Origin of the sequence: Yoonia sp. 2307UL14-13, assembly GCF_037572755.1 — a bacterium.
Lineage (GTDB): Bacteria > Pseudomonadota > Alphaproteobacteria > Rhodobacterales > Rhodobacteraceae > Yoonia.
Window position 1 is genome coordinate 254,043 of sequence record NZ_JBBIFZ010000001.1, and the last position, 19,927, is coordinate 273,969.

The 19,927-nt window shown below is 60.8% G+C and carries 21 protein-coding genes and 1 tRNA gene; 7 read left to right on the forward strand and 15 right to left on the reverse strand.

The annotated features are described in order from the left end of the window. Positions 1-31: 31 nt before the first annotated feature. The gene (gene carA / locus V8J85_RS01370) at positions 32-1,180 is read right to left on the reverse strand and encodes a glutamine-hydrolyzing carbamoyl-phosphate synthase small subunit (RefSeq protein ID WP_339951472.1); all 1,149 of its coding nucleotides are present in this window, start codon (positions 1,178-1,180) and stop codon (positions 32-34) included. A 164-nt stretch (positions 1,181-1,344) separates the two neighbouring features. Here carA and V8J85_RS01375 point away from each other — a divergent pair, with 164 nt between their 5' ends. After that, a complete protein-coding gene (locus V8J85_RS01375; protein ID WP_339951474.1) occupies positions 1,345-1,803 on the forward strand; it encodes a GatB/YqeY domain-containing protein in 459 nt (152 codons plus the stop codon). 97 nt (positions 1,804-1,900) lie between these two features. Here the strand turns inward: V8J85_RS01375 and V8J85_RS01380 are convergent, their stop codons facing one another. Next, on the reverse strand, positions 1,901-2,809 hold the full coding sequence (locus V8J85_RS01380) for a LysR family transcriptional regulator (RefSeq protein ID WP_339951476.1): 909 nt from the start codon (positions 2,807-2,809) through the stop codon (positions 1,901-1,903). Between the two features lie 96 nt (positions 2,810-2,905). On the opposite strand from V8J85_RS01380, the gene V8J85_RS01385 reads away from it, so the two are divergent. Continuing rightward, entirely contained in the window at positions 2,906-3,652 is a 747-nt protein-coding gene (locus V8J85_RS01385; RefSeq protein WP_339951478.1) for an aldo/keto reductase, read from the forward strand. Between the two features lie 6 nt (positions 3,653-3,658). Here the strand turns inward: V8J85_RS01385 and V8J85_RS01390 are convergent, their stop codons facing one another. Next, positions 3,659-4,147 (reverse strand): DUF2244 domain-containing protein, encoded by a 489-nt coding sequence (locus V8J85_RS01390; RefSeq protein ID WP_339951480.1) that lies wholly within the window; start codon positions 4,145-4,147, stop codon positions 3,659-3,661. 105 nt (positions 4,148-4,252) lie between these two features. Here V8J85_RS01390 and V8J85_RS01395 point away from each other — a divergent pair, with 105 nt between their 5' ends. Then, the gene (locus V8J85_RS01395) at positions 4,253-5,530 is read left to right on the forward strand and encodes an NAD(P)/FAD-dependent oxidoreductase (protein ID WP_339951482.1); all 1,278 of its coding nucleotides are present in this window, start codon (positions 4,253-4,255) and stop codon (positions 5,528-5,530) included. A 111-nt stretch (positions 5,531-5,641) separates the two neighbouring features. On the opposite strand, the gene V8J85_RS01400 is transcribed toward V8J85_RS01395, so the two are convergent. Together V8J85_RS01400 and ctaD are read right to left on the reverse strand one after the other, a co-directional pair. Continuing rightward, positions 5,642-6,505, reverse strand: coding sequence for a glycosyltransferase family 25 protein (locus V8J85_RS01400; protein WP_339951484.1), 864 nt, complete (start codon positions 6,503-6,505; stop codon positions 5,642-5,644). Positions 6,506-6,581: 76 nt separating this feature from the next. Beyond that, on the reverse strand, positions 6,582-8,255 hold the full coding sequence (ctaD, locus tag V8J85_RS01405) for a cytochrome c oxidase subunit I (RefSeq protein ID WP_339951486.1): 1,674 nt from the start codon (positions 8,253-8,255) through the stop codon (positions 6,582-6,584). 199 nt (positions 8,256-8,454) lie between these two features. On the opposite strand from ctaD, the gene V8J85_RS01410 reads away from it, so the two are divergent. Then, entirely contained in the window at positions 8,455-9,597 is a 1,143-nt protein-coding gene (locus V8J85_RS01410) for a carboxylate-amine ligase (RefSeq protein WP_339951488.1), read from the forward strand. A 58-nt stretch (positions 9,598-9,655) separates the two neighbouring features. On the opposite strand, the gene V8J85_RS01415 is transcribed toward V8J85_RS01410, so the two are convergent. Continuing rightward, positions 9,656-10,717: a sodium-dependent bicarbonate transport family permease gene (locus V8J85_RS01415; protein WP_339951490.1), complete on the reverse strand. Its 1,062-nt coding sequence runs from the start codon at positions 10,715-10,717 to the stop codon at positions 9,656-9,658. 93 nt (positions 10,718-10,810) lie between these two features. Between V8J85_RS01415 and V8J85_RS01420 the strand changes: the two genes are divergently transcribed. Next, on the forward strand, positions 10,811-11,671 hold the full coding sequence (locus tag V8J85_RS01420; RefSeq protein ID WP_339951492.1) for a LysR family transcriptional regulator: 861 nt from the start codon (positions 10,811-10,813) through the stop codon (positions 11,669-11,671). A gap of 14 nt (positions 11,672-11,685) precedes the next feature. Here the strand turns inward: V8J85_RS01420 and V8J85_RS01425 are convergent, their stop codons facing one another. The 3 genes from V8J85_RS01425 to lipB form a co-directional block, all read right to left on the reverse strand. Further along, entirely contained in the window at positions 11,686-12,906 is a 1,221-nt protein-coding gene (locus V8J85_RS01425) for a radical SAM protein (RefSeq protein WP_339951494.1), read from the reverse strand. Between the two features lie 59 nt (positions 12,907-12,965). Further along, positions 12,966-13,166: a hypothetical protein gene (locus tag V8J85_RS01430; protein ID WP_339951496.1), complete on the reverse strand. Its 201-nt coding sequence runs from the start codon at positions 13,164-13,166 to the stop codon at positions 12,966-12,968. Between the two features lie 98 nt (positions 13,167-13,264). Beyond that, on the reverse strand, positions 13,265-13,930 hold the full coding sequence (gene lipB, locus V8J85_RS01435; RefSeq protein ID WP_339953049.1) for a lipoyl(octanoyl) transferase LipB: 666 nt from the start codon (positions 13,928-13,930) through the stop codon (positions 13,265-13,267). 106 nt (positions 13,931-14,036) lie between these two features. On the opposite strand from lipB, the gene V8J85_RS01440 reads away from it, so the two are divergent. Together V8J85_RS01440 and V8J85_RS01445 are read left to right on the forward strand one after the other, a co-directional pair. Beyond that, positions 14,037-14,123, forward strand: a tRNA-Leu gene (locus V8J85_RS01440). A gap of 19 nt (positions 14,124-14,142) precedes the next feature. Then, a complete protein-coding gene (locus V8J85_RS01445; protein WP_339951498.1) occupies positions 14,143-14,430 on the forward strand; it encodes a DUF1330 domain-containing protein in 288 nt (95 codons plus the stop codon). On the opposite strand, the gene V8J85_RS01450 is transcribed toward V8J85_RS01445, so the two are convergent. The 6 genes from V8J85_RS01450 to V8J85_RS01475 all read right to left on the reverse strand — a co-directional run bounded on the left by V8J85_RS01450 (position 14,427) and on the right by V8J85_RS01475 (position 19,927). Next, positions 14,427-15,356, reverse strand: a complete 930-nt coding sequence (locus V8J85_RS01450) for an AEC family transporter (protein WP_339951500.1) — start codon at positions 15,354-15,356, stop codon at positions 14,427-14,429. The two genes, V8J85_RS01445 and V8J85_RS01450, sit on opposite strands and share 4 nt — an antisense overlap. 84 nt (positions 15,357-15,440) lie before the next feature. Continuing rightward, positions 15,441-16,241: an MBL fold metallo-hydrolase gene (locus tag V8J85_RS01455; protein WP_339951502.1), complete on the reverse strand. Its 801-nt coding sequence runs from the start codon at positions 16,239-16,241 to the stop codon at positions 15,441-15,443. Further along, complete coding sequence (locus V8J85_RS01460) at positions 16,238-17,026, reverse strand: TatD family hydrolase (RefSeq protein WP_339951504.1); 789 nt, start codon at positions 17,024-17,026, stop codon at positions 16,238-16,240. The genes V8J85_RS01455 and V8J85_RS01460 overlap by 4 nt, the downstream gene beginning before the upstream one ends. Before the next feature lie 11 nt (positions 17,027-17,037). After that, on the reverse strand, positions 17,038-18,141 hold the full coding sequence (locus V8J85_RS01465; RefSeq protein WP_339951506.1) for a DNA polymerase III subunit delta': 1,104 nt from the start codon (positions 18,139-18,141) through the stop codon (positions 17,038-17,040). After that, complete coding sequence (gene tmk, locus V8J85_RS01470; RefSeq protein WP_339951508.1) at positions 18,138-18,746, reverse strand: dTMP kinase; 609 nt, start codon at positions 18,744-18,746, stop codon at positions 18,138-18,140. Before tmk ends, V8J85_RS01465 begins: the two co-directional genes overlap by 4 nt. Further along, complete coding sequence (locus tag V8J85_RS01475) at positions 18,743-19,927, reverse strand: D-alanyl-D-alanine carboxypeptidase family protein (protein ID WP_339951510.1); 1,185 nt, start codon at positions 19,925-19,927, stop codon at positions 18,743-18,745. Before V8J85_RS01475 ends, tmk begins: the two co-directional genes overlap by 4 nt.

Sequence of the window (19,927 nt, forward strand, 5' to 3'; positions counted from 1 at the left end):
GGGTTAATGGCCGGTTAAGCCTATGTTTCGCCTAGGGATTGCTTTGATCGGCCATCGCCTGCGAGAACCTTTCGAACAGATAATAGCTGTCCTGCGGGCCGGGGCTTGCCTCGGGGTGGTATTGCACGCTGAAAACTGGCTTGTCCTTTAGTCGGATACCGCAATTCGATCCGTCGAAAAGCGATACATGTGTTTCGGCGACACCGTCGGGCAGAGTCTGGCTGTCGACCGTAAACCCGTGATTCATCGACGTGATTTCGACTTTTCCGGTTTCCATGTCCTTTACGGGGTGGTTTGCGCCGTGATGGCCGTGGTTCATCTTGATCGTTTTTGCACCCAACGCCAGCGCAAGCATCTGGTGACCAAGGCAGATGCCGAAAACGGGGATATCTTTGCGTAAAACCTCTTTGATCATCGGCACCGCATAAGCGCCTGTCGCCGCCGGGTCACCGGGGCCGTTGGAGAGAAACAGACCATCGGGATCGTGCGCCATGACCTCATCCGCAGTCGCGGTCGCGGGCAGGACCGTAACGTCGCAACCCGCACTGGCCAGGCAACGCAGGATGTTGCGTTTGGCCCCGTAGTCAATGGCGACGACTTTGTGTTTCGGATCGTCCTGTTTGGGATATCCATCGGGCCAGGCCCATCGCATTTCGTTCCAGCGATAGGATTGGGCGCAGGTGACGTCCTTAGCCAGATCGAGCCCCTCAAGCCCTTGAAATGCCCGGGCTTTGGCGACCAGCGCCTCGATATCGAAATTGCCTTCGGGGTCGTGGGACAGCGCGACGTGAGGGGCCCCCTGCTGCCGGATGGCGCGTGTCAGCCTGCGGGTGTCGACGCCGCCCATGCCGATGCGGTTGCGGCTGGCCAGCCACGTCGTCAGCTCTTCCGTCGCGCGCCAGTTCGACGCCAGTGTCGGATCCCATTTGACGACCATACCCGCCGCGAAAGGATCGGTGGTTTCGTCATCTTCCGGATTGACGCCCGTGTTGCCGATATGGGGGAAGGTGAAGGTCACGACCTGGCCCGCATACGAGGGGTCGGTCATGATTTCTTGGTAGCCTGTCATCGCGGTGTTGAAACAAAGCTCTGCCACGGTTTCGCCGGTCGCGCCAAAGCCGTTGCCGTAGAAAAGCGTGCCATCCGCCAGTGCCAGACATGCCGTTGGTTTCTGCGCCATTTTTCTTTCCCCGCTGCGGCCAAATTGGGCCGGGTTTAAGGGGCCATGACGGTGTGGTCAAGCCTTGGAAATAAGGGCCATGACGTTACGCGACCCCGCCTTGTCACATGGCGCCGCAACCGCTAGGCTGACTGCCTGAGATCGGGTCAGAACGGGACAATTTCATGGAAATGCGCGAGCGGGTCAATGCGGCCCTGAAGGATGCGATGCGGTCGAAAGAGGCGGACCGTTTGTCGACCTTGCGGCTGATCAACGCGGCCATAAAAGACAAGGATATCGCGATGCGCGGCGGAGAAGAGGACGCTGGTGTTTCCGATGCCGACGTGACCGCGATCATGAGTCGGATGGTCAAGCAGCGCCAGGAAAGCGCCCGCGCCTACGAAGAGGGCGGGCGGTTGGAACTGGCCGAGAAAGAACGCCTTGAAATCAAGGTGATAGAGGAATTTCTGCCCAAGCAGCTGAGCGAGGACGAAGCCGCGCAAGCCGTGGATGATGCCATTGCCACGGTCGGGGCCGAGAGCATTCGGGACATGGGCAAGGTGATGGGTGTTCTTAAGGAGAAATACACCGGCCAGATGGATTTTGGGAAGGCTGGTCCGCTGGTCAAATCCAAACTTGGTTAACGGCTGAAAACGTCCGTTTTCGCGATCGGAATTCTGTCGGAAAACCATCGGAATTCCATCGGACCTTCGCGTGCGGTCCGGTAAGAGCTTTGAAAGGTTAACGCGGCCCGATCCCATCGATATCGGCGACTGCATGCACCATTGCTGTCCGAAAAAGATCAAAGCGCTTGGTCTGTCGCGGTGCCGCAATAAAGGCGAGGTTGAGCGGCAGGCTTTCCGCCCGCCAATGGGGTAGGACGTCGATCAACGCCCCCGCCGCGAGCGCATCGGCCACCAGCCATTTCGGCATCACCGCAAAGCCGATACCGGACAGTGCCGCCTGCTGGGCGAGGAAGATATTGTCGGTTGTGATCGCGATGGGTGGGATGACCGTAACGGCGGGCTGATCAATGTGTTCCAACCGGATGCGCGCGCCGTCGAACGGCGTTATGGCAGCGCAGGGCAGCGCGTCGAGGTCCGCAGGCGCGCGGATCGTTTTGCCCTTTAGCAATGCAGGCGCTGCGACGACAAGCCGTTCGATTTTTCCCAATGTTTGCAGGACTAAAGTGTCGTCCGGCACCGGGCCGATCCTGATCCAGAGATCGCAGCCGATCTCAGTGAAACGGATCGGGTTATCATCCAGAAGCCAGCTTAAGCGGACTTGGGGATGCGCCTCTTGAAAGGCGATTGCCGCGCGGGCCAGATGCATCTGACCCAAGGCGACAGGCGCCACAACCTTGAGCGGCCCGCTGACGTCATCATCGCGCATCTTTTCCACGAGGCGATCCCACGCGGCCAACAGCAAATAGGCGTCTTGCAGGCAGGTCTGCCCCGCTTCGGTCAGGGCGAGCGCATGAGTGCTGCGGCGGATCAACGGGATGCCAAGTTGCGCCTCTAGTGTAGCGAGTTGCCGACTGGCGGAAGCCTGCGAGATATCCTGATCCCGTGCCGCGGCACTGATCGACCCGCGGGCCGCGATGCGGGTGAAGTTGCTGAGGAGAGTCAGGCGGTCAATCGGGTTGCTCATACGGCAGGTGTATAGCTGAAGTGCAGCTTATCCGTCTACCGTATGAGATGGAACAGGGTCATCTTACCACCCATCGCAATGACGAGGAGCAAGACGATGGAGACCTTTACCTTTTCCGATGGCCGCACAGTGAACCGGATGGGCTATGGCGCGATGCGTTTGACCGGACAGCCCGGCAATTTCGGCCCTTATGAAGACTGGGATCAGGGGGTGGCGCTCTTGCGCCGTGCGGCGGATCTGGGTGTCCAGTTTTTCGACACCGCCCGGTCCTATGGACCGCAGACTGCGGATCGGATCGTGGGCGAGGCGCTGGAAGGCCGCGATGTGTTTCTGGCGACGAAGGGCGGGATCGATAAGCTCAGCCCGACCGAGATGAAGGTGGACGGATCACGCGACACGCTGCTGCGGCAGGTGGATGATGCGCTGATCAATCTGCGGCGGGACCAGGTGGACCTGTTTCAGTTGCATCGGGTGGATCCGGAAGTGCCGATCGAAAAATCCATTGCCGCTTTGGCCGAGGCGCAGGCCGAGGGTCGGATCGCCCATATCGGGCTGTCGAACGTCACACGCGATCAACTGGATCGTGCGTTGGATGTGGCCCCGATCGTATCGGTTCAGAACCGGTTCAACATGGCCGAGGACGGGCAGGGCGATCTTGTCGATTTCACGGCTGCAAAGGGGATCGCATTCATTCCCTATGGTCCGTTGGGCGCGCATCCGATGCAGCAGGGGGCGAAACTGCCCGCGCGGGCAGCTTTGGACTGGCTGCTGAACCGGTCGCCGAATATCATCGTGATCCCGGGGACGACCTCGATTGCGCATTTGGAGGAGAACGTGGGGTGAGTGGGCCTAGCCCCGCAGCGCCCGTTTTAGGTCATCATAAAGCGCCAACCTTTCGCCTGCGTCGAGGAAAGCGCCGATTTCGACCTCGCGGTCACCGCCCCGCAGGGTGATGTAGTTTTCGACCGGCCCGCCCTTGGGGTGCAGGTGGACGGTGATCCAGTACCTGTTGGCCTCCCACTCCTGCGTGTCGCCTTTGGGGTTGTGACGGGTCAGGTGGGCCTTGGTTTCGTCCACCGTCAGTTCTTCGAGCACTTCGCCCCGCTTGTAACTGACATCGAGGGCGAACCAGAGGCCGCCGATCATCAACAAAAAGAAGGGCAGGAGGCCCCAGAGGATCGCGGTTCCGAGAAGTGTGATCAGCGGCAGCGACACAAGCGCCGCCGTCGCGCCCATGAACAGCACAAAGTCTTTGCGCAGCAGCGAACGATAGGGCCAGAGACTGAGCTGCCAGTCATGCGTTTGCGCGGTGGGTTCAGGCGACCATTCGTAGGGCATGGTGCGGTTCTAACTTTTTGGGCGGGCCGCGCCAAGGGAACGGATGTCGCGGGGCCTTGTAACCACCCCGCATTCGCCTGATGTAGAGAGGTGGAGGTGTTTGTCATGGCACGACCGAAAGTCGTTATCATCGGTGCAGGATTTGGCGGCTTGGCCGCTGCGAAGGCATTGAAGCGCGCACCGGTCGATATCGAGATTGTGGATCGCCGGAACTATCATCTGTTTCAGCCGCTTCTGTATCAGGTGGCGACCGCCGATCTATCGCCTGCAGACATCGCCTGGCCCATTCGCAGCATCTTTTCCCGGCAGAAGAATGTGGCTGTGACCTTGGCTGAGGTGCAGGGTGTCGATCTGGAGGCGCAGCAAGTGCTAAGTGCCGCTGGCCCGATCGACTATGATCATCTGATCGTCGCGACCGGCGCGCAGCATGCCTATTTCGGCAATGATCATTGGGAAGAACATGCGCCGGGGCTGAAGCGGTTGGTGGATGCGACCGAAATCCGTCGTCGCATTCTGATGGCCTTTGAACGCGCCGAGTTGGCACAGGACCCGGAGGCGCAGGCGCGCGAGTTGACCTTTGTCGTGGTTGGGGCGGGGCCGACGGGGGTCGAAATGGCGGGCGCGATCGCGGAATTGGCGCATTTCACGCTCGCCCGCGATTTCCGCCGCATCCGGTCACGCGATGCGCGGGTGATTTTGGTGGAGGCCGGGGACAGGGTGTTGTCGCCGTTTCCCGAGGATTTGTCTGCCAAGGCACGCGCTTCGTTGGAGAAGCTGGGGGTCGAGGTTTGGACCGGGGTAACGGTAGAGGATATCTCAACGGAGGGTGTGCAGACCTCGGACGGATTTGTGCCGTCAGCGACGGTGATTTGGGGTGCGGGTGTCGCGGTGAAGCATCTGGAGGCTTGGCTGGGTGTTGAGATCGACCGGGCAGGGCGCGCTATGGTTGGGCCGGATTTGACGGTGCCGGGGCATCCGGACGTGTTCGTGATCGGGGATGCCGCGAAGATGCCATGGGCGGATGGCAAGGATGTGCCGGGCATTGCGCCTGCGGCGAAGCAGGCAGGAGCCTATGTGGCGGATGTGATTGCGGCACAGGTGGCGGGGCGCGCGCGTCCGGGGCCGTTTCGGTATCGCCATGTGGGCAATCTGGCGACGATTGGCCGTCATGCCGCGGTGATCGATTTTGGCCGGGTGAAGCTGTCGGGCTTTGTCGCCTGGTGGCTATGGGGGGTCGCCCATATCTATTTTCTGATCGGTGTGCGGCAGCCCCTGATAGTGGCGGTCAGCTGGTTTTGGTCGTATGTGACGTATTCGAAGGGGGCCCGGTTGATTACGGGGCGGCCGGTGCAATCATCAAAGCAGCATCCGCCCCAGACTTGATCCGGGGCACTACACTTTCATGCGATGAGGTTTCGGGTCGGGTGTATCCCCGGTCCCGCGCTATGGTGGATGAGTTCCACTATGTATCAGCGTATTTGAGGGTGATGCAGCTTATTCCCCCAAGCGCGGGTTCTCACTGAAATGTACCGGCACGATCACGGCCCTTTGCCATAGTCGGGAATACACGAAGCGCCCCAAAATTCGCAGCTTCGCCGCCAAACGGCGAAACGGCCGCAAGAGTTCGCGCTTGATTTTATTCCACCCGAAAGGCATCCGTATCTTCGCTGCCGGTCTGACCGGCTCGGCGCGGGGAATGGTCGTTTTTGCAGCGGCTTTGGGAAGAAATCCCGATACGACTGCGTGGCTTGATTGCGTGCAAACCGCAGGATGCAGTTGGCGATAGTCGAGACCAAGAAAGTCCGGGTCTTCGACGCTGAACATCTGTCTGTCGACCGGTGCTGTGACGGTTCGTGTTTCTGATAGCAACCTTTCGGCACGTTGTCTTGAAATCAGATAACCTGCTGTACTGTGCAGGTCGGACACCGGTCGGGATAGTCGGAACCCTTCCGGCGAGATAGTTCGAAAATTTGCGTGAAGCGCAGTGACTTCGGAGGTATCGATCTTGATACATGCGACATTTTTCGGGATCCATGCGTCGCTGTTTAAAAACTGACCAATATCGGTTGATAACTTGACGTCGTCCTCGAGGACTATGCTGTATTCGTGATGAGACGCGCAGATCATACGCCAGACTTTTCTATGGCTAAGCAAGCAGGCGATCTCGGGCATCGTCATGTGCCATTTCTCTTTCGCCCGGGTCGATAGGGGCGGTATGTCGGCCGAGGCGAGTGTTTTGCCGTCGACGGCCTCGACTCTGATCGCATTCACGCCAAGCTGTTCGAACTGCTGTTCCATATGTTGGCGCCGGAGTGCCGAGCGTGCGAGATTAATATAATAGCACGAAATCGGATGCATGAATTCTTCATCTATATCGACGGAAGGCGACCTTGCGGGCCGCCTTCGTTATTCTTCGGTATTTCGGTATTGTCTGTCAATGAGACGGTTGCTTGTCCCAGTCTTCCTGCTTGGGCAGGGTTTCGAATGTATGCTCGGGCGGTGGGGATGGCAGTGTCCATTCCAGCGTGTCGGCATATTCGTTCCATGGGTTGTTCTCGGTCACACGCTTGCCTTTCAGTAGCGTGTAGAAAAGCACACCGATGAAGAACAGGAACGATGCGAAAGACAGGAAAGCGCCGAGGCTTGATACGTAGTTCCACGTCGCGAAGGCGTCGGGATAGTCGATATAGCGCCGTGGCATACCCTGCCGCCCGAGGAAGTGCTGTGGGAAGAAGGTGATGTTGGCACCGATGAACATGGCCCAAAAGTGCAGCTTACCCGCCCATTCGGGATACATGCGGCCCGACATCTTGGGCAGGTAGAAGTAGATCCCTGCGAAGATGGCGAACACCGCGCCCAGCGACATCACATAGTGGAAGTGGGCGACGACATAGTACGTGTCGTGATACACCCGGTCGACGGCGGCCTGTGACAGCACGATGCCCGTGACCCCACCGACGGTGAAGAGGAACAGGAAGCCGAAGGCCCAGAGCATGGGTGTCTTGAATTCGACCGAGCCGCCCCACATCGTTGCGATCCAGCTGAAGATCTTAACACCCGTCGGCACCGCGATGACCATCGTCGCCAGCATGAAGTAGGACTGCTGCGTCAGCGACATACCCACAGTATACATGTGGTGCGCCCAGACGACGAAACCCAGCACACCGATCGCGACCATCGCGTAGACCATCGGCAGGTAGCCGAAAATCGGCTTGCGGCTGAACGTGGCGATCACGTGGCTGATGATGCCGAAGCCGGGGATGATGATGATGTAAACCTCGGGGTGGCCGAAGAACCACAGGATGTGCTGATACAGGATCGGGTCACCGCCACCTTCGGGCTGGAAGAAGGTCGTGCCGAAATTCCGGTCGGTCAGCAGCATGGTGATCGCGCCGGCCAGAACGGGCAGGGCGAGAAGGATCAGCCATGCGGTCACAAAGATCGACCATGCGAAAAGCGGCACCTTGTGCAGCGTCATGCCGGGCGCGCGCATGTTCAGGAAGGTGGTGATCATGTTGATCGCGCCGAGGATCGAGGACGCGCCGGACAGGTGCACCGCGAAGATGGCGAGGTCCATGGACATCCCGCCTTCGGACGTGGACAGCGGCGGGTAAAGCACCCAGCCGACGCCCGAGCCCAGCTGACCATTGCCGCCGGGGGCCAGCATGGAGGCCACGCCGAGCGATGCACCGGCTACGAACATCCAGAAAGACAGGTTGTTCAGGCGCGGGAACGCCATGTCGGGCGCACCGATCTGCAATGGCATGAAGTAGTTGCCAAAGCCACCGAACAGCGCAGGGATGACGACAAAGAACATCATCAGAACGCCGTGATAGGTGATCATGACGTTCCAGAGGTGCCCGTTCGGCGTACATTCACCCGGTGCGGCGGCAAAGAACCGTGCCCCTTCAGCGCACATGTACTGCACGCCGGGATTCATGAGTTCCATCCGCATGTAGACGGTGAAGGCCACCGAGATGAAACCAAGTACACCGGCCACCCAGAGGTAGAGAATACCGATGTCTTTATGATTGGTGGACATGAACCAGCGGGTGAAGAACCCGCGTTCGTCGTGATGCTCTTCGCCGTGGATGGCTGCGTCTGCCATGTGGCTCTCCCTCGTGATGGCTACATTGGGATCGTCCGTGGACGGATTCCCATCTTTGCGACGCTTCTAGCCACTCGCCCGTGCGGGGGCAACAAAGGATGCTGATTTTGCGCTGGGTTAAATTGGCGCAGGTTTGCGACCCTTGTCAGGTCGCGGGGGACCTGCTTTGTTGCCTGCAGGCGATTGAAAGGATTGGCTTTTGGCGCAGGACGAACCGGCCTTCACCATTGGTATCGAAGAAGAATATCTGCTGGTGGATCGCCAGACAGGGGCGTTGGCCGCGGCACCGGATGCATTGATGGACGCTTGCAAGACCGATCTGGAGGGCAAGGTCAGCCCGGAATTCCTGGAATGCCAGATCGAGATCGGGACGGGCGTTTGCGCGACCATCGCCGAGGCGCGGGCCGATTTGCAGCATTTGCGCCGCACTGTGGCGCGGCATGCCGCCGATCATGGCTTGGCCCCGATTGCGGCTTCGTGCCACCCGTTTGGGGACTGGAAAGATCAGCATCATACCGACAAGGACCGTTATAAGGCTCTTTACCGCGATCTGGCGGGTGTCGCGCGCCGTATGCTGATTTGCGGGATGCATGTCCATGTAGGTATTCCGGACAAGGACATGCGGATCGATTTAGTCAATCAGCTCAAATACTTCTTGCCGCATCTTCATGCGTTGTCGACGTCTTCGCCTTATTGGCAGGGCCAGGATACGGGGCTGCATTCCTATCGCCTGAGCGTCTTTGACAATCTTCCCCGCACCGGTCTGCCGCCGCAGATGACGAATTGGGCCGATTTCGCATCGACCGTCGAGACGCTGATTGATCTGGACTTGATCGAGGACAGTTCGAAAATCTGGTGGGATCTGCGCCCATCGGCACGCTTCCCGACGATCGAGTTTCGCATTTGTGACGTGACCCCGCGGCTGGAGGATACGCTGACCCTGGCCGCGTTGATCCAGTGCCTGACCCGGATGGTATGGCGCTTGGGGCAGGATGGTGATGGCTGGCGTGTGATCGATAACTTCATGATCAGCGAAAACCGCTGGCGCGCGCAAAGGTACGGCGTGACCGAGGGGCAGATCGATTTCGGGCGGAAAGAGCTGATTTCGTTTGAGACGGCCATCGATGATTTGCTGGGCCTGATTGCCGAGGATGCCGAAGCGCTGGATTGCGTGGCCGAGGTCGGCGCCGCCCGGCGCATTGTGGCGGAAGGCAGCAGTGCGGATCGTCAGCGCGCGGTGCGGTACAAGGCGCTTGAGACGGGTGAAAGCGACCACGCTGCATTGCAGGCCGTGGTCGCATCATTGGTTGCGGAGTTTCATGAGGGGTTGGCGGATAGCTGACAGTCGTCGAGCCTTGTTGTCCCTGTGATCTATGCCTGGAATTCGGGGCGCTGCCCGGTCATAGCCTGATGAACACCTCGGCCAGCGCGATGAACAGCGGGATACTGAGAATGGCGATTGGCGTGCCCAGCCCCGTGGACGTGCCGACATAGGCCGAGGAATTCGCCTCGGGCAAGGCGGCCCGGATCGTGGGCGGGCCGGAGATGTCCGAGCTTGACGCCGCCATTACCGCGAGCAGGATAACGCCACCTGCAGAGAAACCGGTCAGTTCGTGGGCGATCATGCCGACGCCGAACCCCAGCAGGCCATGCAGGATCGGGGCGGTGATCCCGTAGAGGATATAGGCATGCGCGACCTTGCGCAGTTCGGCGAAGCGTGCCCAGGCCTCCATCCCCATGATCAGCATCAGGATCGACAGGAGGCCGCGGAAGAGCGGTTCGTAGAAGCTGGCATAGACGGTTTCGGGCCGCGCGAGGATGCCAAGGGCGAGGCCGGCCAGAAGGGCCGAGATGGCGGGGCTGCGCAGTGTCTCGACAAGGATGTCGCGGATCATGTTTGTGTCTTCAGCAGGTGCCCGGCGTGGGCCGCCAGCGGTCATCGTGCCACCTGCATTGATGGTCACGTTCGTTGCGGTTTTCCGCGCTGCACTGAGTTTCGCCATGGTGATGGCTGTGACTAGCGCGGCGATGTCCATGAAGGGGTAAAGCGCGCCGATGAAACCTTCGTAGGCGACCCCTTCGTCATCGAGGATCGCCATACCAGCAGCGAGGGTGGAGGCCGACACAGCGCCGAAGAGGCCTGCAGTGGCCAGACCGTCGATCTCTGACACGCCCTTCAGCCGCGCCAGCGTGCGGCTGCCGATCAGGACAATGCCGATCCCGACCAGGCAGGCGCCGATCCCCGGCACGAGGAGTGACATCAGGTCCGCGTCGCGAATTGAGATGCCGGCATTCATCCCGACCTTCAGCAAAAGGACGATGACGATGAATTTGTAGACCGGCTCTGGCACCTCGAAGCGGCTACCGAGGGCCGCCAACATCATCCCAGCGATCAGGAATGACAGCGTGGGCTTTTGCATTTGTTCGAGGATCGTCGTCGCGATGGTGGCGAGAATGTCCATGGCCGGGCTCCGCTAATGGGTTTCGGCTGATGTAGCGGTGCGGGCATAAGAAGAAAAATATATCTTTTATTATATTATATTCTATAAAAGCGAATGAATTTGAATTATCACCATCTGCGATACTTTCGCGCCGTCGCGCAGGAGGGGCATTTGGGCCGCACGGCTGAACGCATGAATGTGTCCCAATCCGCGTTATCGGTGCAGATTAAACAGTTGGAAGAAGCGTTGGGTCAGGCCTTGTTCGACAGGGTGGGGCGCACGCTGGTCCTGACCGAGGCCGGGCGGATCGCGCTGGATCATGCAGAGCGGATTTTCAGCGCGGGTGACGAGTTGCTGGCGACCCTACAGCGGAGCAATGCGGGCGCACCGCCATTGCGCGTCGGGGCGCTGTCCACGTTATCCCGGAATTTTCAGTTGCGGTTTCTACGTCCGCTGCTGGCGGACCAGGCGGCCCGTGTTTCGCTGAAATCGGGGAGCATGGGCGTCTTGATGGCGGATTTGCAGGCGCTGTCTTTGGATGTGGTCCTGACGACGCAAGTCCCGGAGGCCGAGGGCGACTTTGCCGCGCAACGCATCGCCGAGCAGCCGGTCGCGATTCACGGGGTGCCGGAATTGCTGGATCATCCGACCCTGGCTGATCTGCTGATCCATGCGCCGGTGATCCTGCCGACGGAAAGCGTCATCCGGGCGGGGTTCGAAAACCTTGTCGCGGGGCTTGGCCTGACCCCGCGGATCGTGGCGGATGTCGATGATATGGCGATGGTCCGCCTGCTGGCGCGCGAAGGTGTCGGGCTTGCCATTGCGCCGCCGGTCGTGGTGGCGGACGAGGTGGCAAGCGGTCTGTTGGCGACGGCGCCGTTCGACCTTGGCATTGTCGAGCCGTTCTTCGCCGTCACCATGCCGCGCCGTTTTCCTCATCCTGGCCTGGCGCAGTTGTTGCGCGCGCAGGTGTGATGCGCTTCGCGCGGTTATCCCGCTGCCGCACAGCCCGCGCAGCTGTTGCGGAGCCGCAAGCTGAAATCGTGGTCGGTGGCGTTGGGGTGGTAGAGATCGCCGTTGGCCTCGTAGTTCGTGGCGAAGCAGCCACCTTGATAGCTGTCGTCAATCCCTTGTGCGCCACAGGCGGTTTTCAGTTTGCCGCAGCCGACGAGATCGACCCGGTTCTTCAACTCGTAGAGCCCATGGGTGACGTCGCCCAGCCGGGCGAGCAGGTGGGTTTTGTCCATGGCGAGTACCTTGGAGCAGGGGGAGACTTCGCCGTCGACTGTGATCGAGACCGATGATCGCCCGGCCTGGCAGCCGAAATAGCTAGGCCCGGGGTCTTCTTCCTCGAATTCCGTCACCAGCAGCGGGCCGTCGCGGTGGGCCATGTACCAATGATGCAGCTTTTCGAGGTTGGTGACGTAGGCGCGGCGTTCGTCCTCGGGCCAGTCCACACCGGTGGCGTAGCCGATGGTGAACTGGTTGACGCCCGCATCATGCAGAAATTTGACGTCGTCCAGCAGCTTGTCGCAGTTGCCGGGCATGACCGTCATCTTAACGCCGACCCAGTCCTGATATCCGGCGAGTTTCATCAGCCCCGCGAAGGCCCGGTCGAAGGTGCCGCGCCCTTTCTTGTCGATGCGGAAGCGGTCATTGGCTTCCTGTAGCCCGTCGAGGCTGACCATGACCATGATGTTGTGGTCGGCGCAGTATTGGGCGATGTGATCGTTGATGAGCGTGCCGTTGGTGGTCATGTTGAAACAGACCTTTTTGCCCGTTTCACGCGCCTTTTCTTCGGCATATTCGGTTGTCATTTTGACGGCCCGGAAATTGACCAGCGGTTCGCCCCCGAAATGGGCGATGTGGAGTTCCTGTTCGTTCTTCGCATAGCGAAACAGCAGGTCGACGGCTTTCTTCGCGACCTCTTCGGGCATCCGTCGGTGGCCCAGCATGTCCTTTTCAAAACAATAGGTGCAGGCGAGGTTGCAGCCTTCGGTATAGACCATCTCGATCTGAGAAATGGCGGGGAAGAGCGTGTCGTTGACCTGTGCGACGGCCTCGAACAAGAGCGCGTCAAGGTTGTCCTGTGGCAGGTCGGAATTGCGGGCGAGCAGTTTCGCCATGTCCTGGCAGCCGGTCTTGCCGGATTGCAGGGCAGTGGGCAGTTGGGATGTGAGGATATCCTCCACATTGCCGATGTCGAGCATCGTGGCCTCCTGTGTATAGATGTCAGGTATCATCCCGCGCGGACGCGGGATGAACGGGATCAGGCGGTTTCGGCCTGGATCAGGAAGCTGGGACGGCAGCGGAAACGACCGCTGCAGGTGAAGCAGGAGGCGTCTTCGTCACCGATGGTGAATTCGCCGACCGTACCGCTGACGGGGCTGCCGGCGCCGGATCCGCCAAGCTCGCTGACGACGCTGGTGGCGACACGTTGGGCGATTTGCTGCATTTCTTCATTGGTCATGGAAATGGCCTTTCTGAAAAATGAATATTGAAAATAATAGTCTTGATAATGGATGCAGTATGCCAGAAAGCGTGTGTTTTCGCAATGATCGCGGTCGGTCAGGCCGTGGTCGGGACATTTCCCATTGTGCTTTCAAAGGCTTGCCTGAGCGCGACGTCAAGGTCGTTCATCGTCACCGGCAGCCCCAGACTGACCAGCGACGTCACCCCGTGATCGCTGATTCCGCAGGGTACGATTCCGTCGAAATGGCTGAGATCAGGATCGACGTTTATCGATAGTCCGTGGAAGCTGACCCATTTGCGCAGGCGGATGCCGATCGCGGCGATCTTGTCTTCTGCGAGGGTTCCGTCAGGTTGGCGTAGTTTCTCGGGTCGTTCGACCCAGACGCCGACGCGACCGTCGCGGATTTCGCCTTTGACGTTGAATGTGTCGAGCGTAGCGATCACCCAGTGTTCGAGGTCCTGGACAAATCTACGCACATCGCGGCCCCGTTTGCCGACATCGAGCATGACGTAGACGACCCTCTGCCCCGGGCCGTGATAGGTGTATTCTCCGCCGCGACGGGCTTCGTATACGGGAAAACGGTGCGGGTCGATCAGGTCGGTGGGCTTGGCGGAGGTACCAGCAGTATAGAGTGGCGGATGTTCGAGCAGCCAGATCGCCTCGTTCGCGGTGCCTGCGGCGATGCCTGCCACGCGCGCCTCCATCGTGCGCAGCGCCATGTCGTAATCGATCAAGCCGTTGCTGATGATCCACTCTACCATGCCTGTCAGGTAACGCTGCGGGGAGGGGATGAAAAGGCCCACGATTTCCCCCTTGGCAGGGGAAATGTGGTCGTCTATACGCCGCCAAGCACTTCGGCTTTGACATGCGGTCGTGGCGGAATTGGTAGACGCGCAGCGTTGAGGTCGCTGTGAGGTAACACTCGTGGGGGTTCGAGTCCCCCCGACCGCACCAAAGTTCTTGGAGGAGCGTCATGCCCAAAGGTTACATCATTGCCCACATCACCGTGCGTGATGCGGAGGCGTATAAAGAATACATCGTGCGGGATACGCCATTGATCGAGGCGTATGGAGGTCGTCCGCTGGTGCGCGGTGGTCAAGGGGAGGTTCCGGAAGGTGTGGCCTTTGACCGGCATGTCGTGTTCGAGTTCCCGGATTATGAGAGTGCGAAGGCCCTATATTATTCGCTGGGATATCAGGAGGTTGCCGAGATCAGGCGTAGGAATGCTGAAAGCATGATCGTGTTGGTTGAGGGCGTTTAAGGTAGGACCGCCAGCCAGACCCAGATCGTGAGGATCGAGAGTCCGGTGCCCATGAGGACCGCTGATGCCGCGACCCGCCGCGCAGTGCCGTAGAGATTGGCGAAGATGTAGGCATTGATGCCGGGCGCCATGGCGGCGGTGAGGACGGCGGAGCGGAGTTCGGTTTGTGTGAGCGCGTTGGCGTGACCGAGGCCGATGACGATGGCTGGATGGATGATCAGCGAGATTGTGACGACGAAGAGGATCGTACGCATGTCGCCCTCGGGCCGGTAGCGGTAGAGGACACCGCCGAGGCCGAAGAGGGCTGCAGGGAGGGCAGCGCGGATGATCAGGTCGAGCGCATCGGTCAGGACGTTTGGCAGGGGCAGACCGGTCAGGTTGACAATGAAGCCCAGCGTGATCCCGATGATCAGCGCGTTGTGGAACATCGCCTTGATGACTTTGCCGGGGAGGGATGGGAGGCTGCCGCCGCGGCTCCGGGCGATTTCCATCGCGGTGATGCCGACGGCGTAGCAGAAGGGCGAGTGGATCGCGATGATGGCGTAGTTCGCCTCGAGCGCGGTGGCCCCATAGGCCCGTTCGGTGATGGGCAGGCCGAGGAGGAGTGAGTTGGAGAAGAGGCAGCAGAAGCCGATGGCGACGCTGTCTTCCCATGGGCGGTTGAAGATGAGGCGTGCGCCGATCAGGCCGAGCAGAAAGCCAGCGAAGGCGCCCGCGTAGAAGGAGCCAAGGAGTCCGACGTCGAAGTTTTGGCCGAGATCGAGGGTGGAGATGGCCCGAAAGAGCAGGCATGGGATGGCGAAACCTTGGGTGAATTTCATCAGCCCGTCGACGCCGCTATCGCTGAAAAACCCTTTCCAGACAGCCAGATAGCCGAAGCCGATGACGATAAAGACAGGCAGGATGACGTCGATCAGGGCGGCCATGGTTGATCCGAATGGGCGGCTGCGCCGCATTATATTTTTGGATGCCTCCGGCAGAGGTATTTTTGAACAAAAGAAGGGGTGGGGTTAGGCCGGGAAGGTGAGGGTCATACCGTCATAGGCGGGGTGGATGTGGTCGGGGGTTTCGTTTTTGACCGTTTCGTAGTCGAGGTCGTTGTGCATGTTGGTGAGGACCGCCTGTTTGGGTTGGACCTTGGCGATCCACTCCAGCGTTTTGTCCAGATGGGCGTGGGTCGGGTGTGGCGTGCGGCGTAATGCGTCGACGATCCAGCAGTCCAGGTTTTTGAGCGTTGGCCAGGCGTCGTCGGGAATGTCGGAGACGTCGGGGAGGTAGGCGACGTCGTTTACCCGGAAGCCAAGGGCGTCGATGGGGCCGTGGTTCACTTGGAACGGGGTGAGAGTGATCGGACCGGCGGTGCCGTCTATCGTGATATCGCCGTCGATGTTGTTGAGTTCGCAGATCGGTGGATAGGCCGATCCCTTGGGTTGGACGAAGGCGTAGCCGAAGCGGGAGAGCAGGTCGTTTGTCGTGTCACCATCCGCCCAGACCTGCAGCCGCTGCTTCATATTGAAGACGATCATCCGCAGGTCATCGATGCCGTGGACGTGGTCGGCATGGCCATGCGTGTAGACGACCGCCTCGAGCGTGCCGACCTCGGCGTCGAGCAGCTGGCTGCGCAGGTCGGGGGAGGTGTCGATGAGGACGCGGGTGATGTTGTCTCCGCTCGCCCGGGTGATCAGGAGCGAGCAGCGGCGTCGGTGGTTTTTGGGGTTGGCGGGGTCGCACTCGCCCCAGAGACCGCCGAGCCGGGGGACTCCGCCGGAGGACCCGCAGCCGAGGATGGTGAAGGTGAGCGTGTCGCTCATTGCGCGGCCTTCCAGAAGAGCCGGTCGAAATTGGCGGTCGTTTGCGCGGCGAAGGCGGCGTAGTCCATGTTGAAGAGCTCTGCGCCGACTTTGGCGGTGTGGGCTGTGTAGGCCGGTTCGTTGCGTTTGCCCCGGTGGGGTGGCGGGGCGAGGTAGGGGCTGTCGGTTTCGACGAGTATGCGGTCGAAAGGTGCGGCGGCGAAAATGTCGCGCAGGTCCTGGCTTTTGGGGAAGGCGGCGATGCCGGACATAGACAGGTAGAAGCCGAGATCGAGAGCAGCTTTGGCAAGATCAGCGCCGCTGGAAAAGCAATGCATGATGCAGGTATAGGGGCCGTTCTTGAACTCATCTGTGAGGATTTGGGCCATGTCATCGTCGGCGGCGCGGGCGTGGATGATCAGCGGCAGCTTGGTTTCGCGGGCTGCGTCGATGTGGATGCGTAGCGACTGCTTTTGGATGTCGGCGCTTTCGCTCGTGTAGTGATAGTCGAGCCCGGTTTCGCCGATGCCGACGAATTTGGGGTGACCGGCGAGGGCGATCAGTTCGTCAGTGCTGACCAGCGGTTCGTCAGCGGCGCTCATCGGGTGGGTGCCGGCGGCGTAGAAGACTGGGGCGTGGGCCTCGGCGATGGCGCGGACTTGCGGCTCTAACCGGAGTTTCGTGCAGATCGTGACCATCCGGGTGACGCCCGCATCGAGGGCGCGCTGGATGATTGCGGGCCGTTCGTCGTCGAAATCCGGGAAGTCCAGATGGCAATGGCTGTCCACGATGTCAGGCTGGGTCATCTGTGCCGCTTTCACGCTGCGGCGACACCTTGCGCCGTCTGTTCGATCTTGAAAAGCATATCAAGGATCAGCGCGGCAGGGTCAAGGTTCACCGCCCGCCCGTGGCGGGAGCGGTTGGAGAGGTCTTGCTGTACCTGCGCCCAGGCCCGCGCGGCGCGGTCATCGGGGGAGAGGCGGGCGAGCAGGCGCGCCTCTCCCGGGGCCCCCTGGGCGCCGGGTTCGCCGATCAGGCCGGCGCGGGCTGTGCGGGACAGGAACATGTCGATCAGGTCGAGGGTTAGGCCGAAACGGGTGTCGGCGGTGCGGCCTGCGCAGCTATCGGCGAGTTTGAGGGCAGCGGGTCGGTCGATGATCGGGAGGCTGCCCATCAGTTTGACGATCTCGGCATAGAGGGGGAGCCCGTCATGGTTGAGGAGCCGGATCGCGTCGCCTGCGGAGCCACCTGCGAGGGTGGCGAGGCTTTCGGAGTTTTCCGCCGCGTTGCCCGCTTGGGTCAGCGCCTTTTGCAGGTCATCGGGTATGAGGGTCTGGCAGCGCAGGACGCGGCAGCGGGAGCGGATTGTTGGCAGAAGTCGCGACGGTTGGTGCGCGATCAACAGCAGCGTGGTGTTTGCGGGGGGCTCTTCGAGTTCTTTCAGAATGGCGTTGGCGGCGTTGCGATTGAGTTCGTCAGCCGCGTCCACGATGACGACCCGGTGTCCGCCATCGGCGGCGGACATCTGGAAGAAGGTTTTCAGGCTGCGGACGGCATCGACGGTGATATCCGCCTTCAGTTTCTTGGTCTTATCGTCCCATGGTCGCCGGATCAGGGCGAGCCGGGGATGGGCGCCGGATTGGATCAGGCGGGCATCGGGGTGATCGGGGGGTATGTCGAGGGTTGGGTCGAGCAGGTTGCCCTCAGCGCCTGAGAGAAGGAAGGCAGCGATTTTCCATGCGAGGGTGGCCTTGCCGACGCCGCGCGGGCCGGTGATCAGCCAGCCGGAATGGAGGCGGCCGGAGGCATGGGCGTCGAGGAAATCCCGTTGCGCCTGATCCTGTCCGTAGAGTATGACCGTCTCGCGCGGATGCGGAGCGCCGTCGATCCGATCGGGTTCGGGGATCGCGTCGTCGCTCATGCGTGGGCTGCGATTTCGCTGGCGATCTGGTCTTCGGTGCGGTTGCCGTCGATCAGGACGCAGCGGTTTGGGTGCGCATGGGCCAAGGCGAGGAAACCGTGGCGGAGCGTTTCCTGGAAGGGGAGTCCGAAATCCTCAAACCGGTCTTCGCCGGATTTTCGGGCGAGGCCGCGTTCCAACGCCGTTGCCGGGTCCATGTCGATGATGAAGGTCAGATCGGGCTCGCGTTTGATCATCAGCGTGTGGAGTTGATCGACCATGTTGCGCAGATCGCCACGTGTGGCGCCTTGGTAGATGCGGGTGCTGTCGGCGAAGCGGTCGCTGATGACGATCTTTCCTGCGGCCAAACTGGGTTCGATCGTCTTTTCCAGATGATCGCGGCGGGAGGCGGTGAAGAGCAGGATTTCGGTCTCGGCGGACCACCGATCCGGGTCGCCGGTCAGGACGAGTTGCCGGATTTCCTCGGCCCCCGGGCTGCCGCCCGGTTCGCGGGTGAGCACGACCTCATGTCCCTTGCCGCGCAGGTGATGCGCAAAGCGTCTTGCCTGAGTGGATTTGCCGGAACCGTCGATACCTTCAAACGTGATGAAACGCGGGGGTTTCATGCTTCTTCCGGCACCTCTTCGGCTGTGTCCGCGCCGGGGCCGAACTTGTCCCAAAGGACTAGGGCTGCGGTGCGCAGGCGTGTCGTAAAGCCGCCGCGGGCCACGTCGGTTTCCGCGACAAGCGGCAGGCGTTTCTCGGGCAGACCGTCAAGATTGATCACCAGCTCAGCCAGTTGATCACCTGCAGTGATCGGTGCCTCGATCGGACCGCTATACACCACCTCTGCATCGATACCGCCTTCGTTCAGGACCGGCACCAGCAGCGTCGTGTCTTCGGCGACGGTCAGTCCGACGGTGGGCGCATCGCCCATCCAGATTTCCGCCTCGGCGATCCGGGTGCCGGCGGTGGCGACCTCTTTCTCGGCGAATTGGCGGAAGGCCCAGTTGACGAGGCGTTCGGCCTCTTCGGCACGGGCCTCGCGGGTTTGCAGCCCGGTGATGACGAAGATCACGCGCCGGTCACCCTGCTTGGCAGAGCCGGTCAGGCCGTATCCGGCCTCTTGCGTGTGCCCGGTTTTGAGGCCGTCGGCGCCGATGCCCAGCGTCAGGAGTGGGTTTCGGTTGCGTGAATTGGAAGGAACCCGACCGTCGAAGGCGAATTCCGTTTCCGCGAAAAGCGGGTAGAACGTCGGGTAGTCGGTAATCAGGCGGTTCGCGAGAATGCCCAGATCTTCCATCGACATCCGGTGCCCGGCGGCAGGCCAGCCGTTGGAGTTGACGAAGGTGGAGTTCATCATACCCATCTGCTGCGCGCGTTGGGTCATCAGGCGGGCGAAACCCGCCTCTGTCCCGTCGGGTGACAGCGCCTCGGCCAGGACGGCGCTGGCATCATTGCCGGACAGCACGATGACGCCGCGCAGCAGGTCTTCGACGCTGACCCGGTCTGTCGTGTCGAGAAACATGGATGAGCCGTCATAGGCCGCGGCTTCGGCAGAGACGGGTAGAACCTCATCAACGGTCAAGCGGCCATCGGCGATGGCCTCGAACGTCATGTAGATCGTCATCAGTTTCGACATCGACGCCGGGGGCAGGGGCGTGTCCTCGTTCTTGGCGAGAAGAACGGTGCCTGTGCCCTGATCATAGACATATGCCGCCTCGGCACTGGTGTCGAAGCCCTGTCCGAGGGCCGCTGTCGCGGTCAGGCTGGCGCAGAGGGCAAAGATACGAGCTGAGAAAAGCAT

Bases quoted from the DNA above. Each gene is read 5' to 3' on its own strand.
- carA (WP_339951472.1), bottom strand. From the start codon at position 1,180: ATGGCGCAGAAACCAACGGCATGTCTGGCACTGGCGGATGGCACGCTT.
- V8J85_RS01375 (WP_339951474.1), top strand. From the start codon at position 1,345: ATGGAAATGCGCGAGCGGGTCAATGCGGCCCTGAAGGATGCGATGCGG.
- V8J85_RS01380 (WP_339951476.1), bottom strand. From the start codon at position 2,809: ATGAGCAACCCGATTGACCGCCTGACTCTCCTCAGCAACTTCACCCGC.
- V8J85_RS01385 (WP_339951478.1), top strand. From the start codon at position 2,906: ATGGAGACCTTTACCTTTTCCGATGGCCGCACAGTGAACCGGATGGGC.
- V8J85_RS01390 (WP_339951480.1), bottom strand. From the start codon at position 4,147: ATGCCCTACGAATGGTCGCCTGAACCCACCGCGCAAACGCATGACTGG.
- V8J85_RS01395 (WP_339951482.1), top strand. From the start codon at position 4,253: ATGGCACGACCGAAAGTCGTTATCATCGGTGCAGGATTTGGCGGCTTG.
- V8J85_RS01400 (WP_339951484.1), bottom strand. From the start codon at position 6,505: ATGCATCCGATTTCGTGCTATTATATTAATCTCGCACGCTCGGCACTC.
- ctaD (WP_339951486.1), bottom strand. From the start codon at position 8,255: ATGGCAGACGCAGCCATCCACGGCGAAGAGCATCACGACGAACGCGGG.
- V8J85_RS01415 (WP_339951490.1), bottom strand. From the start codon at position 10,717: ATGGACATTCTCGCCACCATCGCGACGACGATCCTCGAACAAATGCAA.
- V8J85_RS01420 (WP_339951492.1), top strand. From the start codon at position 10,811: ATGAATTTGAATTATCACCATCTGCGATACTTTCGCGCCGTCGCGCAG.
- V8J85_RS01425 (WP_339951494.1), bottom strand. From the start codon at position 12,906: ATGCTCGACATCGGCAATGTGGAGGATATCCTCACATCCCAACTGCCC.
- V8J85_RS01430 (WP_339951496.1), bottom strand. From the start codon at position 13,166: ATGACCAATGAAGAAATGCAGCAAATCGCCCAACGTGTCGCCACCAGC.
- lipB (WP_339953049.1), bottom strand. From the start codon at position 13,930: ATGGTAGAGTGGATCATCAGCAACGGCTTGATCGATTACGACATGGCG.
- V8J85_RS01445 (WP_339951498.1), top strand. From the start codon at position 14,143: ATGCCCAAAGGTTACATCATTGCCCACATCACCGTGCGTGATGCGGAG.
- V8J85_RS01450 (WP_339951500.1), bottom strand. From the start codon at position 15,356: ATGGCCGCCCTGATCGACGTCATCCTGCCTGTCTTTATCGTCATCGGC.
- V8J85_RS01455 (WP_339951502.1), bottom strand. From the start codon at position 16,241: ATGAGCGACACGCTCACCTTCACCATCCTCGGCTGCGGGTCCTCCGGC.
- V8J85_RS01460 (WP_339951504.1), bottom strand. From the start codon at position 17,026: ATGACCCAGCCTGACATCGTGGACAGCCATTGCCATCTGGACTTCCCG.
- V8J85_RS01465 (WP_339951506.1), bottom strand. From the start codon at position 18,141: ATGAGCGACGACGCGATCCCCGAACCCGATCGGATCGACGGCGCTCCG.
- tmk (WP_339951508.1), bottom strand. From the start codon at position 18,746: ATGAAACCCCCGCGTTTCATCACGTTTGAAGGTATCGACGGTTCCGGC.
- V8J85_RS01475 (WP_339951510.1), bottom strand. From the start codon at position 19,927: ATGCTTTTCTCAGCTCGTATCTTTGCCCTCTGCGCCAGCCTGACCGCG.